This is a genomic window from Moorella humiferrea (assembly GCF_039233145.1).
Taxonomy (GTDB): Bacteria; Bacillota; DSM-521; order Neomoorellales; family Neomoorellaceae; genus Neomoorella; species Neomoorella humiferrea.
This window is the reverse complement of record NZ_CP136419.1, coordinates 2,275,880-2,292,664: the sequence shown is the minus strand read 5'-3', so window position 1 is coordinate 2,292,664 and position 16,785 is coordinate 2,275,880. Positions and strand designations below refer to the sequence as shown.

18 protein-coding genes are annotated in these 16,785 nt (G+C 51.3%); all 18 read left to right on the top strand.

Translation table 11 applies throughout. From position 1 onward, the window contains the following. The first annotated feature begins 7 nt into the window (after positions 1-7). The 18 genes from MHFGQ_RS11845 to MHFGQ_RS11760 all read left to right on the top strand — a co-directional run bounded on the left by MHFGQ_RS11845 (position 8) and on the right by MHFGQ_RS11760 (position 16,779). Positions 8-535, top strand: a complete 528-nt coding sequence (locus MHFGQ_RS11845) for a MogA/MoaB family molybdenum cofactor biosynthesis protein (RefSeq protein ID WP_245907919.1) — start codon at positions 8-10, stop codon at positions 533-535. A gap of 118 nt (positions 536-653) precedes the next feature. Further along, complete coding sequence (locus MHFGQ_RS11840) at positions 654-1,442, top strand: dihydroorotate dehydrogenase electron transfer subunit (RefSeq protein ID WP_170066413.1); 789 nt, start codon at positions 654-656, stop codon at positions 1,440-1,442. Between the two features lie 5 nt (positions 1,443-1,447). Next, entirely contained in the window at positions 1,448-2,383 is a 936-nt protein-coding gene (locus tag MHFGQ_RS11835) for a dihydroorotate dehydrogenase (protein ID WP_106006528.1), read from the top strand. A 25-nt stretch (positions 2,384-2,408) separates the two neighbouring features. Next, positions 2,409-2,996, top strand: a complete 588-nt coding sequence (gene pyrE, locus MHFGQ_RS11830) for an orotate phosphoribosyltransferase (protein ID WP_106006527.1) — start codon at positions 2,409-2,411, stop codon at positions 2,994-2,996. A 143-nt stretch (positions 2,997-3,139) separates the two neighbouring features. Next, positions 3,140-3,829 carry a GntR family transcriptional regulator gene (locus MHFGQ_RS11825; RefSeq protein ID WP_106006526.1) on the top strand — a complete coding sequence of 230 codons (690 nt, stop codon included), beginning with the start codon at positions 3,140-3,142 and terminating at the stop codon, positions 3,827-3,829. Positions 3,830-3,852: 23 nt separating this feature from the next. Next, a complete protein-coding gene (locus tag MHFGQ_RS11820; RefSeq protein WP_106006525.1) occupies positions 3,853-4,644 on the top strand; it encodes a dihydroorotate dehydrogenase electron transfer subunit in 792 nt (263 codons plus the stop codon). Further along, positions 4,638-5,555, top strand: a complete 918-nt coding sequence (locus tag MHFGQ_RS11815; protein ID WP_106006524.1) for a dihydroorotate dehydrogenase — start codon at positions 4,638-4,640, stop codon at positions 5,553-5,555. The genes MHFGQ_RS11820 and MHFGQ_RS11815 overlap by 7 nt, the downstream gene beginning before the upstream one ends. Before the next feature lie 129 nt (positions 5,556-5,684). Continuing rightward, positions 5,685-6,923: an amino acid ABC transporter substrate-binding protein gene (locus MHFGQ_RS11810; protein ID WP_106006523.1), complete on the top strand. Its 1,239-nt coding sequence runs from the start codon at positions 5,685-5,687 to the stop codon at positions 6,921-6,923. Between the two features lie 92 nt (positions 6,924-7,015). Continuing rightward, complete coding sequence (locus MHFGQ_RS11805; protein ID WP_106006522.1) at positions 7,016-7,882, top strand: branched-chain amino acid ABC transporter permease; 867 nt, start codon at positions 7,016-7,018, stop codon at positions 7,880-7,882. A 29-nt stretch (positions 7,883-7,911) separates the two neighbouring features. After that, positions 7,912-8,892: a branched-chain amino acid ABC transporter permease gene (locus MHFGQ_RS11800; protein ID WP_106006521.1), complete on the top strand. Its 981-nt coding sequence runs from the start codon at positions 7,912-7,914 to the stop codon at positions 8,890-8,892. A 27-nt stretch (positions 8,893-8,919) separates the two neighbouring features. Further along, positions 8,920-9,675, top strand: coding sequence for an ABC transporter ATP-binding protein (locus tag MHFGQ_RS11795; protein WP_106006520.1), 756 nt, complete (start codon positions 8,920-8,922; stop codon positions 9,673-9,675). A 1-nt stretch (position 9,676) separates the two neighbouring features. Further along, a complete protein-coding gene (locus MHFGQ_RS11790; protein ID WP_211292950.1) occupies positions 9,677-10,423 on the top strand; it encodes an ABC transporter ATP-binding protein in 747 nt (248 codons plus the stop codon). A gap of 24 nt (positions 10,424-10,447) precedes the next feature. Beyond that, positions 10,448-11,740, top strand: coding sequence for a dihydroorotase (locus MHFGQ_RS11785; RefSeq protein WP_343105510.1), 1,293 nt, complete (start codon positions 10,448-10,450; stop codon positions 11,738-11,740). Positions 11,741-11,802: 62 nt separating this feature from the next. After that, complete coding sequence (gene pyrB, locus MHFGQ_RS11780) at positions 11,803-12,771, top strand: aspartate carbamoyltransferase (RefSeq protein WP_211292904.1); 969 nt, start codon at positions 11,803-11,805, stop codon at positions 12,769-12,771. A 51-nt stretch (positions 12,772-12,822) separates the two neighbouring features. Beyond that, positions 12,823-13,761: a carbamate kinase gene (gene arcC, locus MHFGQ_RS11775; RefSeq protein ID WP_343105509.1), complete on the top strand. Its 939-nt coding sequence runs from the start codon at positions 12,823-12,825 to the stop codon at positions 13,759-13,761. 148 nt (positions 13,762-13,909) lie between these two features. Next, complete coding sequence (locus MHFGQ_RS11770; RefSeq protein WP_106004783.1) at positions 13,910-15,313, top strand: aspartate ammonia-lyase; 1,404 nt, start codon at positions 13,910-13,912, stop codon at positions 15,311-15,313. Positions 15,314-15,373: 60 nt separating this feature from the next. Continuing rightward, complete coding sequence (locus MHFGQ_RS11765; RefSeq protein WP_106004784.1) at positions 15,374-16,216, top strand: fumarate hydratase; 843 nt, start codon at positions 15,374-15,376, stop codon at positions 16,214-16,216. Positions 16,217-16,227: 11 nt separating this feature from the next. Beyond that, a complete protein-coding gene (locus MHFGQ_RS11760; RefSeq protein ID WP_106004785.1) occupies positions 16,228-16,779 on the top strand; it encodes a Fe-S-containing hydro-lyase in 552 nt (183 codons plus the stop codon). Positions 16,780-16,785 lie beyond the last annotated feature (6 nt).

Sequence of the window (16,785 nt, the reverse complement as noted above, 5' to 3'; positions counted from 1 at the left end):
AAAGCTAGTGAAAGACACGGGGATTGCTAACGAAGCACCGGTTCCGGCCTTCCGTATTGCCATCCTTACGGCCAGCGACAAGGGTTCCCGGGGCGAGCGCGAAGATAAGAGCGCGGCCGTCATCCGGGAAATGGTGGCGGGGCTGGGTGAAGTGGTAGCCTATGCGGTCGTACCCGACGAACGCCAGATACTGGCCGCCAAACTGCGGGAGTTCTGCGACACGGTGGGGGTCGATCTCATCCTCACCACCGGCGGCACCGGCTTTAGCCCACGGGATGTAACCCCGGAAGCGACCAGGGACGTAATCGAAAGGGAAGTGCCGGGGCTTCCGGAGGCCATGCGGGCCGCCAGCCTGAAGGCAACTCCCCACGCCATGCTCTCCCGGGCCATAGCCGGCATCCGGGGAAAGACCCTCATCATCAATTTACCCGGCAGCCCCAAAGGGGTGCGGGAAAACCTGGCCACGATACTTCCGGCCCTGCCCCACGGCCTGGCTATCCTGAAGGGCGAGGTCGGCGAGTGCGGACGGGAGTAAAGGAGATTTTCCCTGCAATGTTCTGCAGGGAATTTTTTATTTTATACCGCTTTCCCATGCAGGAAAATCGCAAATCATGGAGAATATATTAGAGATTTTTGCGTGAAGGGTGACCGTGTTGATCCAAAATATTGCAGCCGAGGTCCTGGCTTCACATCAGGCGGGCCCGGAGGTTTTCCTGTTAAAGCTGCGGGCCCCGGCAATCGCAAAGGTTGCGCAGCCGGGGCAGTTTGTTCATATTCGCTGTGGGGAAACCATGGATCCCCTGTTGAGGCGGCCTTTAAGCATTCACGACGTCGGCGCCGGGGGAGAATTATTTCTGCTGTACCAGGTAAAGGGTCGCGGGACGGCCTGGCTGGCCGGGCGGCAGGTAGGCGATAAAGTTGATATTTTAGGCCCTATTGGCCGCGGTTTTACTTTACCGGCCAAGAAAAGGGTGGCTTTAGTAGCAGGGGGGCTGGGCATTGTTCCCTTGCTTTTTCTTGCCCGGCGGGCCCTGGAGGCGGGGAATGTAGTCGACTTTTTCTACGGCGCCCAGGACAAGGAACGGTTATACCGGCTGGAAACCTTAGAGGCCATGGCGATTAACCTGTTTGTGGCCACAGATGACGGCAGCACCGGGTTTCACGGTCCGGTGACCGAGTTGTGGAAGGAACATCTCCGAGAAAAGACTTATGACTTAAGTTATGCCTGCGGTCCGAGGGCAGGATTGGCGGCATTCGCCCGTCTGGCGGCACGATATGGTATTCCTGCCGAAGTTTCTTTAGAAGAAAGGATGGCCTGCGGATTTGGGGCCTGTCGCGGTTGCGTGACGGCCCTTCTTGATGCCCAGGGGAAAATATATTACGAAAATGTATGCACGGGCGGACCTGTATTTGACGCGGCCAGCGTGTATTGGGGAGACTAGATAAAATGGAGCAGGGTATTAAAAAAGCTAAAGCCAACCTGGCGGTAAAAATTGCTGGTTTATCATTAAAAAATCCGGTTATGCCCGCCTCCGGCACCTTTGGCTTTGGTGAGGAATACGCCCCCTTTATCGATTTAAACCGGCTGGGGGCAATAGTTGTAAAGACCATCACCCTAAAGCCGTTAATCGGCAATCCCCCGCCGCGTTTGATGGAAACCCCGTGCGGGCTCCTCAATTCCATTGGTCTGCAAAATCCAGGGCTAGATGTTTTTCTCCGCGAAAAACTCCCTTATCTGCGGCAGTTATCTCCGCCTCTAATCGTCAATATCGCCGGCAAAACAATTGACGAATATGCGGAGCTGGCGGAGCGTTTAAGTGCGGCGGAGGGTGTGGCCGCACTGGAAGTCAATATCTCCTGTCCCAACGTCCGGGAGGGAGGCATCGTTTTCGGCACCGTGCCGGCGATGGCGGCCCGGGTGACGGCGGCAGTGAAGAGCCACACCCATCTACCGGTAATAGTTAAACTGACGCCCAACGTTACGGATATAACGGAAATTGCCAGAGCCGTCGAAGATGCCGGCGCCGACGCCCTCTCCTTGATTAATACCGTTCGAGGCATGGCCATTGATATTAAAACCCGCCGTCCCGCCCTGGCCAGCATTGTCGGCGGCTTAAGCGGTCCGGCAGTAAAACCCATAGCCCTCTACGCCGTCTGGCAGGTGGCTCAAGTTGTCAAAATACCTTTAATCGGCATGGGCGGCATCACTAGTGCCCAGGACGCAGTTGAGTTCCTGCTGGCGGGGGCCACGGCCGTGGCCGTAGGGACGGCCAGTTTGGTCAACCCCAAGGCTTTAGTTGAAATTATAGACGGTCTGGAGCGTTATCTCCTGGAAGAAGGGTTTGGAGACGTTAAGGAACTAATCGGGGCGGCGCAATTTTAATAATGCATAAATGGGGTGATTTTTTATGTTGACCAGAGAGGAAATCATGGACATCTTTCGCCGTACGGGGGTTTTATGGGAAGGTCACTTTGTTTTGACTTCCGGCCTGCATAGCGCCCATTACCTCCAGTGCGCCCGGGTGCAGCAGTACCCGGAAGAAAACACCCTCCTCTGTCGGGAACTCGCGGAAAAATTCAAGGATCAGAACATTGACACCGTCATCGGCCCGGCCATCGGGGCGATTATCATGTCTTATGAAATTTCCCGCCACTTGGGGACAAGGGCGCTGTTTGCCGAGCGGGAAAACGGGGTCATGACCCTGCGGCGCAGCTTTACCCTGGAGCCGGGCGAACGGGTTCTGGTGGTGGAAGACGTTATCACCACAGGCGGTTCGGCCCGGGAGGTGATTGAAGTGGTGAAGCAGCACGGGGCCGTGCCGGTGGCCGTCGGCGCCCTGGTCGACCGCAGCGGCGGTCGGGCGGATTTAGGCCTGCCTATCCACTCCCTCATTACCTTCGACATCGAAACCTACAAGCCGGATAATTGCCCGTTGTGCCGGCAGGGATTGCCCATAGTCAAACCCGGCAGCAGGCAGATAACGGTTATGCCTTAAATCCATTCATAACCCAGGTTGTTATAAACGGCCTGGGTTAAAAATTTTTTTATTATGTTCGAAGAGCAGCAGGATTTTGATGAAAATTGTAGAATGATATTTTTCAGATAGGATCCAGGATCCCGACCTGGAGGGAAAATGGCGTGTTTGAAAAAGCGGAAATCCATACACAACTGGAAAATCAGAGAAAGCCTTTAAGATATACGGTTTATGAGTACCTTAAAGAAAGCATTTTGGAAGGTCGCTATCAGAAGGGTGATAGGTTGACGGAGGCGGAGATCGCCAAAGAGTTGGCAATTAGCCGCACCCCCGTACGGGAGGCCTTACGTAAGCTGGAGCAAGAAGGCTTGGTCGCCTATGAGTTAGGTAAGGGGATTGTGGTTATATATTTGGGTGCCAAGGACATGCTGGAAATTTATTCGATAATGATGGCTCTGGAAGGCATAGCAGCGCGGCTGGCGGCGGAAAATATTTCATCCAACGAGATAACGGCATTGGAAATAAAGCTCCTGGAAATGCAGAAGGCAATAGCGAATAACGATTTCCCCTGCTATCAAAATGCCCATCGGGAGTTCAATGAAATACTTTTTAACTGTACAAAAAATAAGCATCTTATAGGCCTTTTAAAGCGCTATCAAGATTACATCGTAAGGACGGAAAGCATCACCTGGTATAAAAAAAGAGATAGGCTGATGGAAGAACATAGCGCCATCCTGAATGCGATAAGACATGGCGATAAAGAGAAGGCTGAAGAGCTGATGCGCAAGCATGTAGAGCATAGCCGGAAGGTTTATTTGTCGGGGATCGAAGAAGGGGACGGAGAAACAAAATAAAACGGTTTTGAGGTAGATGGTACATGTACGTAAAGGGTAAGATTGTCGACCATAAACAAGTGGATGTTGAGCACAGGCTAATTATTATTGAACAAGAGGAAATAGCCCGGCAGGCGCGACCTGGTCAATTTATCATGTTGCGGGCCTGGGAACGCCGGGATATCGTTTTACCGCGACCTTTTAGTCTTTATCGCATTTTACCTGAAAAAGGGCAGTTGCAAATCCTCTATAAAATTAGAGGAAAGGCAACTATGGAAATCGCCAATAGAAAACCGGGAGAAGAAGTGGCCATTATCGGCCCCCTCGGCCGGGGAGTAACCTTGCCGGAACGGGGAAATATAGCCCTGCTGGGACGGGGTATCGGGGCGGCACCTTTAATGGCAATTGGAGAAGCTGCTTATAGCAGGGGTTTGGGCGTTTACACCTTTCTTTCGGCCAAGAAAAAAGATTTAATTCCGGGTTTAAATGATTTTGAGCGCGTGGCGCAGAAAGTGACTTTATCCACTGACGATGGGGAAATAAATGAGGGACGCCTGTTAACTTTCTTGCTGGAAGATTTGATTACGGCAGAAGGCGTGGAAATAAATATCGTTTTTACCTGCGGTTCGCGGCGTTTGGCAAAAGGCTTGTACTCAATGGAACAAAAGTACAACTTTACGGCCTATGTACTTTTGGAAGAAATCATGGCCTGCGGCATCGGTTCTTGTAAGGGTTGTGTTTGTAAAGTGAAAAACCCTGATACGCCGGAAGGTTTTGTTTATAAAAGGGTTTGCCAAGAGGGGCCGGTCTTTCCCGTCAGCGAGGTGATATGGTGAAAAAGCCAGAACTGTCCGGCGAACTAGTTCCAGGTTTAATATTGAAAAACCCCGTTATGCCGGCTTCAGGTACCTATGATTACGGCGAGGGGGCCAACGCATTCGATCCTTCTTTATTGGGGGCCATTGTGACCAAAAGCGTCGCGGCTTCTCCCCGCGCCGGCAATGCTCCACCGCGGTTATATGAAACGCCCTGCGGTCTGTTAAATGCCGTAGGCATACCCTCGGAAGGTGTGGATGCTTTTAAACGTCATACTTTACCGGGGTTAAAGAAATACGATACTGCGCTGATAGTAAGCGTTGCTGGAGAAACGCCGGCCGATTTTATCAAAGTCATCGGCAGTCTGGAAGAAGAAGAGGGAATTGCCGCCTATGAGCTCAATTTTTCGTGTCCCAATTTAGGTGACGGTATGCCTTATGGGACCGATCCTGAATTGCTTGCCCTGGCGTTAAAAAAGATACGAAAAGTGGCTGCACGACCGTTAATTGTTAAACTATCTCCCAATGTCGCCGACATTCGTTTGATGGCCCGTCGAGCGCGGGAAGCGGGTGCGGATATTCTTACAGTTGCCAATACGTTGACGGGCATGGCCATTGACATACGTAAACGGAAACCGGTGTTGGGGAACATTTTCGGCGGTCTTTCCGGCCCGGCGATTAAACCCATAGCCCTAAGAATGGTATGGGAGGTAGCCGGTGCGGTCGATATTCCGGTAATAGGTGTTGGCGGGATAACCAATGCCGCCGACGCCCTGGAGTTTATCATGGCTGGAGCTCGCGCCGTTCAAGTCGGCACCGCCAATTTTGCCAATCCCATGGTGATGCTCGAAATTATCGAAGGTATTGCCGATTACTTACAAGAAAACGGTTTTGCCAAGGTGGAAGATATCGTCGGCTTGGCGCGAAAGTAAAAAAGAAATAAAATTGGGGAGGTGGGAGTATTAATTGATTGGTCACGTACGAAATCAACGTCAACGAGGAGGCGCCACAGGAAAGATTAAATTAAAACCATGCAAAAAGAAAATGGGGGGATTAACTAAATGAAGAACCGGCGGTTGATTTATTTGCTCGCCCTAATGGTGGCGATAACTATGCTGCTGGCCGGTTGCGGCGGCAAAGGCGGCGCCACCGGGCAAGAGAGCAAGGGTAAAGGCGAAAAAGTGATCAAAATAGGAGCTTCTTTATCCTTCACCGGTCAGCTTTCCCGGGAAGGCAATCTAACGAAGAAAGGGTACGATCTGTGGGTAAAAAAGGTTAATGAAGCCGGCGGGATCAATGTCAATGGCGAGAAATACAAAGTAGAAATTGTTTACAAAGACGACCAATCGGAAGCCCAGCGCAGCGCCAAGCTCACAGAGCAAATGATTACGGAAGAAGGGGTCAATTTCTTATTGGGACCCTATTCCAGCGGTATTTCGGCGGCCACCGCGGCCATTGCCGAGAAGTACAACAAGTTGACTATCGTTCCTTTGGCCAATGCCCCTTCCCTTTATGAGCAGGGCTATAAAAACCTTTTTGGCGTTTTGCCCCTGGCGACGACCTATTTGAACGGCGTCCTCGATCTAGCCAAAACCTTGGATCCCAACCTGAAAAAGGTAGCCATTATTTCACCCGACGCCCTCTTCTCTCTGTCGGTGGCCGAAGGTGCAAAAAAATATGCTGAGGCCAACGGCTTCCAGGTAGTTTATTACGACAAATATCCGTCTGATACGAAAGACTTGTCATCAATGATCACCAACATCAAGAATGCGGGCGCTCAGATTTTGCTAGGCACAGGTTATTTAGCCGACGGCGTACTAGCCGTACGTAATGCGAAGGATCTCGGGTATAAGCCGGCTATAATGGCCTTCACCATCGCAACCTCCATACCGGATTTTCGTAAATCCCTCGGGGCCGACGCCGAAGGCATCATGGGCGGCGAGTGGTGGACCCCGAATATGAAGTGGAAAGGTGATATTTTCGGTTCGGCAGAGGATTATGCCAAACTCTTTAAAGCAGAATACGGTGAAGAACCGGCTTATTATAGCGCGGCGGCTTCCGTTGCCGGGGTAATCTTGCAAAAGGCCATTGAAAAGGCCGGCAGTCTGGATGTAGACAAGGTCCGCGACGCCATGCGCAGCCTGGATATACAGACCTTCTGGGGTCCCATTAAGTTTAACGAGAAGGGCGTTAATATCGGTACCACGAGCGCTGCCGTAAGCCAGATTCAAAATGGTCAGGTAGTAGTTATCTGGCCAAAAGAACTGCAACAAAGTAAACCCCTTTATCCCAAACCGTAAGGCATGGATTTCGGGCTAAAGGACATGGGGCGGCAGTCCTTGGCCGCCCCATGTTTAAAATAATTCAGCGGCTTTAAGGGGGACTATTAAAAGTGGACTGGCAAGTGATTATCAACGGCATACTCCTGGGAGGTTTGTATGGGCTTGCGGCGGTAGGTTTTTCGTTAATCTGGGGTGTAATGAATATAGTTGACTTGGCCCAGGGGGCCTATTTGACATTGGGCGCTTACATTACCTTCTGGCTTTTTAAATTGTGGGGTGTTGATCCTTTCCTCACCCTACCCGTATCGGCAATTATTTTATTTAGCTTGGGATTTATAGTTGAAAGCCAGATTATTAAAAGGGTATTGCGCTACGGTTTTGTAATGCTACTGGTAGTAACATATGGGCTTAATCTTTTACTGCAGAATGCTATGCTGGTGGCCTGGTCGGCAGACTACCGTTCGGTGACACCGTCCTACAGCGGGGCTGGAATAAGTATTGCCGGTGTAAATATTCCCTATATACGTCTGGCCTTGTTTATTGCCGCTTTGTTACTTGTAGCCCTTTTAACCATTTTTCTCAATAAGACCCGAATCGGCAACGCCATCAGGGCAACGGCCTTAAACAGGTTGGCCGCAAACTTGGTCGGCATACGTACGGAGTTTATTTATGCTTTAACTTACAGCCTGGCGGCAGCCCTGGTAGGCATGGCCGGTTCCCTTATTTCCATGGTTTATACCGTATCACCCAATCTTGGCGGAGCTTTTATGACCAAAATCTTTGTAGTTACGGTATTAGGGGGATTTGGCAGTTTACCCGGGGCGGTATTGGGCGGACTTATATTAGGTATTACTGAGGCTTTAACTGCTTCTTATATTGCCCCCGGCCTTATGAATGCCGTGAGTTTTATACTGCTGGTAGTGATATTAATTTTCAGACCCCAGGGGCTTATGGGTAAGCAGTTTTATGGTGCTTAAATTGGTAATTTAAAAGGGGAGAACTTTTTATGAACAGTAGTGCCGTAGCCAGGCGACGTTTCCCATTATCTATAGTTGCATTAATTGTAATGGTAGTCATACTTGCATTATTACCCTTTTATATTCGCGGTTATTGGATAAGGGTACTTACAACGCTTTTTATGTCCGCAGTATTAGCGGAAGCCCTTAATCTTGTGGTCGGCTATGCCGGATATGCAGCCTTTGGTAACGGGGTGTTTTTTGGCATCGGTGCTTATACTACTGCCGTCCTAATGACTCGCCTTGGATGGTCCTTTTTTCCGGCCATGGCAGCTAGCTGTTTTTTGGCGGCAGCCCTCGCTTTTATTCTAGGATGGCCCGTTTTAAGGCTTCGTGGGCACTACTTTGCCATAGCCACCATTGGCATCAATATGGCAGTTATGGAAATAGTGACCTATATAGGAATCACCGGAGGCGGCAAAGGAATAAGCCTGCCGATTTATCCGGGCAATATCGTAAAACAAGGTTTATTCTTTTACTACTGCATGTTCATTTTGTTGATATTAAGCGTGGCTATAACCTACTGGGTTGCCAATAGCAGGCTGGGTTACGGTTTGCGGGCCATTAAAACCGAACCGGAAGCAGCAGAGGTAATGGGTGTTAATACCACCCTTTACAAAGTCTTGGCATGGAGCATTAGCGCGGCGTTAACTGGTGTTGCCGGTTCTATAAATGCTTACTGGTTAACATTTCTGGAACCCCTATTTGTTTTTGATATTATGATTTCGGTCGAAGCCTTTGTGATGGTGCTTTTAGGCGGGCCGGCAACAATTTTTGGGCCTGTAATAGGCGCCTTTTTCCTGAAACTTCTTTCAGAGTTGATTTGGAGCCAGTTTACCCTCATCCATATGGGCGTTTTGGGTTTGATCATAGTCATAATTACTCTCTTTTTACCCTCGGGAATTATGGGACTATGGCGTCAGATCACTTTGCGCTGGAGTAAGGTTAGGACTACCGCGGCAAACCAATAACAGGGGACTACGGAGGAGATGGATTGAATGGCCCTTTTGGAAGTGCAAAATGTAAGCCGTTCATTCGGGGGCGTACAGGCGGTAAAAAACGTTACCTTTTCAGTTAATGAAGGCGAAATAGTGGGGCTTATTGGACCCAACGGTGCCGGAAAAACAACGATGATGAATTTGATTTCCGGTCTTATAAAAATTGATGAAGGAGAAATTCGTTTTCAAGGGGCTCGCATATCAGGCCTCAAACCCCATGTAATTGCCCGGAAAGGAATTGCTCGTACCTTCCAGATCGTAAAACCCTTCCAGGGAATGACAGTACGCGAGAACGTGATGATGGGAGCTTTATTTCGTCCGGACCTTCAAGGCTTGAAAGGTTCTGCAGTAAAGCAGGTTGTTGACGAGGCCCTGGATTTGTTAGAACTTGACAGAAAGGCCGAAGAACCTGTAGAACAGTTGAACTTGGCCCAGAGGAAACACCTTGAACTCGCCCGGGCTATGGCTATGGGACCAAAATTATTGCTACTGGATGAGGTTATGGCCGGGCTTAACTTAAAGGAAATTGAGCGGTTGATGGAATTAGTCCGCAAGCTGAACGGTCGTGGGGTTACCATCCTGGTAATTGAACATGTAATGAAGGCCGTCATGGGGCTTTCTAACCGGGTTCTAGTCATGCATCACGGAAGTTTAATTGCCGAGGGGCCGCCGGAAGTTATTACCCAGGATCCAAAGGTAATAGAAGCTTATCTTGGCAAACGGCGTCATAAGGGGTTGTACAGGGAGGCTAAGTGAAATGGTGTCTGGAGTAAATAATAGTTTAAAACAACCCATCATAACCTTGAAAAATGCTTCTACCGGTTATGGTATAGCCCAGGCCCTGTGGGAGATTACATTGGAGCTTTATCCCCGAGAAATTGTAGCCTTAATTGGTTCCAATGGAGCCGGGAAGACGACGGTACTGAGGGTTTTATCGGGTGTTTTGCCATTATGGAGCGGCGAATACAAGATTAACGGCGAGGATGTAAAGGGTTATACGCCCCCGGATCTGGTGAATAAAGGTATTTGCCATGTACCCGAGGGTCGGCAATTATTTTACGGACTTTCCGTGGAAGAGAATTTACGCATGGGCGCTTTCGCGTTAAAAAAATCGCGAGCAGAAATTAATGAGCGGCTGGAATGGATATATAATTTTTTCCCCGAAATTGCTAAACGACGCAATCAATTGGCAGGTACGTTGAGCGGCGGCGAGCAACAAATGGTGGCCATCGGGCGGGGATTGATGGGCGATCCGTCTATACTTTTAATTGATGAATTATCTTTGGGCCTCGCGCCCGTCATAGTAGACAGAATCTATGAGACCCTGCAGAAAATCCATCGCGAGCGCGAAATTACGATTATGATAGTCGAACAAGATATGGAACTGGCCCTTTCCGTGGCCAGTCGCGGCTATGTTTTAGAAAATGGACGTATATCCATTTCCGGTAACAGCCGGGATTTAATTAATAATGAAGCAATACGCGAAGCTTATTTGGGTGTATAGAAAGGGGAGAGGGTTTAGTTTGCTATGAGCAAAATTCTCCTCAAAGGCGGGCGAGTAATCGACCCCGGCAACAAAGTAGACATAATAGCGGATGTGCTAATAGAAGACGGCAAGATTGCGAAGATAGATAAAGATCTAGAGGCGGGGACGGCCCAGGTAAAGAACGTCGAAGGCAAAGTAGTAGCGCCTGGGCTTATAGATATCCACTGTCACCTGCGCGACCCAGGTTACCCAGAAAGGGAAGACTTTAAAAGCGGGACGCGGGCAGCAGCGAGGGGTGGTTTTACAACATTAATCGCCATGCCCAACACCAATCCCGTATGCGATAACCCGGTTGTAGTTGAATATGTGCTTTCCAAGAGCAGACGCGAAGGCATAGTCAATGTGCTACCTTACGGGGCCATAACCCTGGGGCAAAAGGGCGAGGAGCTGGCACCCTTTGCCGAACTAATAGAAGCCGGATGCGTAGCCTTTTCCGACGACGGGCAGCCGGTAAGCAATGCCGGATTAATGCGCCAGGCATTAATTATCGCCGGGGCCCTAAACAAAGTACTAGCAGTGCACTGCGAAGACCGTACCATCACAGGCGAAGGGGTAATAAACGACGGCGAAGTCGCACGGCGTTTAGGAATAAGAGGGATACCGTACACCTCAGAAGCGGTAATGGTCGCGCGGGACATACTGCTGGCCGAAGAAACCGGCGGCAGGGTACACATCTGTCATGTAGGATGCGCACGGTCGGTAGAATTAATCCGCGAAGGTAAAAAGCGGGGCATAAAAGTCACAGGCGAAGTAATATCCCATTATTTAAATACGACAGAAGAAGATGTCCAGACCCTGGAAGGACGTTTCAAGATAAAACCGCCCTTTGGCAGCAAACGAGATCAGGAAGCATTAAAAGAGGGCCTGGTAGACGGGACCATAGAAGTTATTGCGACTGATCACGCACCTTACACGAGAGCAGAAAAAGAACGTAATTTTAAAGAAGCACCCTTTGGATTAATCGGCCTGGAAACAGCCCTGGGTGTAGTACTAACAGAAATGGTCCACAGCGGATTATTAAGTTTACCGGAAGCCCTGGCCAAGATGACGTGCAACCCAGCGAAGCTCTTAGGTTTAAATAAAGGCACCCTGGATATAGGCGGGGACGCCGATATAGTAGTAATCGATCCCGACCTAGAATGGCAGGTCGATGTCAACGAAAGCGCCTCCAAAAGCAGGAACTGCCCGCAGCACGGCCGCTGGCTAAAAGGCAAAGCCGTAATGACCATCGTCGGAGGCCGGATAGTCATGGAAGACGGAAGGCTATTGGTTTAACCCAAAAGGCAAAACAAAAATCGCTTATATTTCATTCTAAATATAGGAGGAATTCAACCCATATGCTGCAAAAACCCACCCCGGAAGAAATGGAACTATTAAAAGGCCAAGATGTATTATCTGCCAGGGACCTAAGCTTTGCCCAACTGCAACTGATCATGAAGACGGCAGCCTACTATGAAGACGCCCTGGTCAACAAGCGGCGGTTGTATGATATGGACGGTAAAATCATGGCCTCCCTGTTTTTCGAACCCAGCACGCGCACGCGCCTGTCCTTCGAAGCAGCCATGCAGCGGCTGGGAGGAAATGTTATCACAGTATCCGAAACGCCGCAGATGCAGACCTCGTCCACGGCCAAAGGAGAAACCCTGCACGACGCCATCAAAGTAGTCGACGGATATGTAGACGTAATCGTCGTCCGCAGTCCCATAAAAGGAGCAGCCCAGGAAGCGGCGGAAGCCGCCGAACACCCGGTAATCAACGCCGGGGACGGCACCGGGCAGCACCCCACCCAGGCCCTCTTAGACATTTACACCATTATCAAAGAGCACGGACATGTAGAAGGAATGAAGGTAGCCCTGCTGGGAGACTTAAAGTACGGCCGCACCGTGCACTCCCTGGTCTATCTACTAAAACACTACGGCTGCGACATGATCTTTGTCTCACCCCCGCAGCTAAAGATGCCGGAAGAAATAACTAACGAACTAAAGCAAGAAGGCATTAAAGTAGAAGAAACAGCAGACTTAAAAGCAGCGGTAGCCGAAGCCGACATCCTCTATGTAACACGCATCCAGCGGGAACGCTTCCCTAGCCAGGAAGAATACGAAAGCGTGAAAGACTCCTACATCGTCAACGACGAAATAGTAGCCGCCGCCAAAAAAGGCATGAGCATCTTACACCCCCTGCCGCGGGTAAACGAGATTGCCGTATCAGTCGACACCTATGCTGGTGCGGCCTACTTCCGCCAGGCCCACAACGGCGTACCCATCAGGATGGCATTACTAGCCCTGACCACGGGGAACGTACGCTAAGGAGGAACAAATTAACAGAGATAACCATAAATACGGGAGAGTGAGAGAGCATTGGGTAGGCTGGCAGTAATAGCCATAGGGGGCAATTCCCTGATCAAAGAAAAAAACCGGATAGGGCTAATGGACCAACTCGCCACGGTAAAAGAAACCTGTGCCAATATAGCCGAACTGGTAGAAAAAGGATGGAACGTAGCCATCACCCACGGCAACGGGCCTCAGGTAGGATTTTTAATCCGGCGGGCGGAACTGGCGGCAGGGGAACTGCCGCCGATCCCCCTGGAATTTGCCGTCGCCGACACCCAGGGCGCCATAGGCTACATGATCCAGCAGTCCCTGATGAATGAATTCCAAAGGCGGGGTATCAAGAGGCAGGCCGTAACGGTGGTAACCCAGGTAGTAGTAGATAAAAACGACCCGGCCTTCCAAAACCCCACCAAGCCCATCGGCAGCTTTATGACCAAAGAAGAAGCGGAGCGGCACGTCAAAGAAGACGGGTGGACGGTGGTGGAGGACGCCGGCCGCGGCTGGCGGCGGGTCGTACCTTCACCGGAGCCCCAGAGGATAGTCGAAAGCGAAGCGATCAAAGATTTAATAGCGAAGGGATATATCGTTATCTGTGTCGGCGGCGGCGGCATTCCAGTAATCGAAAAAGACGGCAATCTGGAGGGAATAGCTGCTGTGATCGATAAAGATTATGCTTCGTCGTTGTTGGCGAGGGAGATTGGGGCCGATGCCCTGGTGATATCTACCGGAGTGAATAAGGTAGCCCTTAATTATGGAAAACTGTGGCAGAAAGATATAGATAAAATGACCGTAGCCGAAGCCGAGGCATATATGGCCGCCGGCCACTTCCCACCGGGAAATATGGGACCGAAGATTGAGGCCATTATACGGTACCTGAAGAACGGCGGGAAAGAAGGTATCATCACCTCGCCGGCGGGGCTGGTTGCCGCTGTAGAGGGTGAGGAAGGCACCAGAATCGTTCCATAGCTATGCGATAAAGTTGCAGGTAATTGTCTGGAAGCGAAGGGCACCAACCCTTCGCTTCTATAAAATTTTAACAAGTATATTGTATACATGGTACAGTATGCATTATAATGTATTTACAGGAAGCATTTTTAAACGGGGGCGGAGGAAAATGCTGGCGGAAAAGAGCAGGTCAACGCGGATTGAAAAAGATTCCCTGGGGGAAAAGATTATTGAGGGCAATGCCTATTACGGTATCCATAGTTTGCGGGCCAAAGAGAACTTCACTGTCAGCGGGTACCGGCTGCATCCGGAATTAATAATTGCCCTGGCTATGGTCAAAAAGGCCGCAGCCTTGGCCAATATGAAGGCGGGAACCCTGGAACGGGCCAAGGCCATGGCCATTGCCCGGGCGGCCGATGAAATTATTGGCGGAAAATGGCATGAATATTTTATCGGGGAGGCCATCCAGGGCGGGGCCGGTACGGCCATAAACATGAATGCCAATGAAGTGATTGCCAACCGGGCCCTGGCCATATTGGGTCAGCAGCCGGGGGCTTATGAAAAACTGAACCCTATCGATGATGTCAATAAAGGCCAGTCGACCAATGACGTTTTACCTACGGCAATAAGAATCGCCGCCTACCGGCTCATGCAACGCTATATCAAGGCCAATCGTCTTCTAGCGCGAACCTTAATGGATAAGGCCGGGGAATACAGGGACGCCATTAAGCTGGGGCGTACCCATCTTCAGGACGCCGTGCCTATGACCATCGGCGAGGAATTGGAAGCATGGGCGGAAGCCATTGAACGCGATGTGGAACGGGGCAATCAGGCGTGCAAACTCCTGGCCGAAGTTAACATTGGCGGTACGGCCGTCGGTACGGGGCTAAATGCCCACCCTCTCTACCGAGAAATAATCATTGAAGAATTGCGTCAGGCAACTGGCATTCATCTCCTTAGACCGGCGAAGAATTTAATTGACGCCACCCAGAATTTAGATGTAATTGTAGAGATAGGCGGGCTGTTGAGAACGGGGGCCGTTACCCTGACGAAAATTTGCAACGACCTGCGTTTGTTGGCCTCCGGCCCCGTGGCCGGCTTCGGCGAAGTGGAGTTGCCCGCCCTGGCCGCCGGTTCCAGTATAATGGCCGGCAAGGTCAATCCCATTATTCCTGAAGTGGTGAATCAAGTATGTTTCAAAGTTTTCGGTAATGATTTGACCATTACCATGGCCGCCGCTGCCGGACAATTGGAGCTCAACGTGATGCAACCGGTTCTGGCCTTCGCCCTCTTTGAGAGCATCGATATGCTGAGCGAAGCGGTAAAAACCCTGGCTGTTAAAGCCGTCAAGGGGATGAAGTTCCGGGTGGACCGCTGTCGTTATTACGCGGAGAACGCTTTGAGCCTCGTAACTTCGCTGGTGCCGGTAATCGGGTACGCCGCGGCAGCCGAGGTGGCCAAGAAGGCATTGGCCGAAAATAAAGGCGTTCTCGATGTTGTCCTGGAAATGAAGCTTTTGCCGGAAGAACAGGCGCGGGAACTGCTGGACCCTCGGAAAATGCTTACCCATTAGACATACGCTATGCTATAATTATTCTGTATTACTTATGGCATTAAAAAGGAGCGTCGTGGAATGCGGGAAGTGAGGGCCGAAGAAATCACGGCAACGGTGGCCCGGCTGTGCATCGAAGCCTGCTCGGTCCTGGGGCCTGACTGGTGGCAGGCCATGGCGGCGGCCGAGGCCAAAGAAGAAGCACCGTTGGGGCGGGACATATTAAAAAAGCTCCAGGAAAACGCTCTCCTAGCGGCCGAAAACCTTGAGCCCATCTGCCAGGACACCGGGGTGGCGGTGGTCTTTGTGGAGCTGGGGCAACAAGTGCACATCAGTGGAGGTAACCTTTACGACGCCATCAACGCCGGCGTGCGGCAGGGATATACGGAAGGGTACCTGCGCAAGTCGGTGGTGGACGACCCCTTGCTGCGCCGTAATACCGGGGACAACACGCCGGCTATTATTCATACGGAAATCGTTGACGGCGACCATCTAAAGATCACGGTGGCCCCCAAGGGCGCCGGCAGCGAAAACATGTCGGGGGTCAAGATGCTCAAACCGGCCGACGGCGTGGCGGGCATCAAGAAGTATGTCCTCCAGGTGGTAGAGGAGGCCGGCGGCAACCCCTGCCCGCCCATTGTCGTCGGGGTAGGCATCGGCGGCAACCTGGAAAAAGCACCATACCTGGCTAAAAAGGCCCTCCTGCGCCCCCTGGGGCAGCGCCACCCATTAAAACACGTAGCTGCCCTGGAAGAAGAATTGCTGGCGGCCATCAACGCCAGCGGCATCGGCCCCCAGGGCCTGGGAGGAAGGGTAACAGCTTTAGACGTCCATATAGAAATTTACCCAACCCACATCGCGTCGCTGCCGGTGGCAGTTAATTTACAGTGCCATGCCGCCCGGCACGCCACGGCGATTCTTTAGGAGGTAGGCCCGTGCTTAAGATAACGACACCCCTGGATGAAGCTACGGTCCGAAGCTTAAAGGCCGGGGATCAGGTTTTAATCAGCGGCATCATTTACACCGGGCGGGATGCCGCCCATAAGCGCATGGTGGAAACACTGCGGGCCGGCGGGGAGCTGCCCGTGGATCTCCGCGACCAGATTATCTATTACGTCGGGCCCTGTCCGGCCCGGCCCGGCAAAGTGATCGGTTCGGCGGGGCCCACCACCAGCGGGCGCATGGACCCCTATGCGCCGCTGCTCATCAGGGAAAAGGGTCTTAGGGGAATGATCGGCAAGGGCGGCCGCAGCCCGGAAGTAATCAAGGCCATGCAGGAAGCCGGGGCCGTATACTTTTTGGCGATAGGAGGAGCTGGGGTCCTTATGGCCCGGCATATCAAGAAGGCCGAAGTTGTGGCTTACGAAGACCTGGGGCCGGAGGCCATATATCGCCTGGAAGTGGAGGACTTTCCGGTGATTGTGGGCATCGACACCCTGGGCAACGACTTATATGCCATCGGCCGGGCGGAGTATCGCCGTGTGTAATGACAA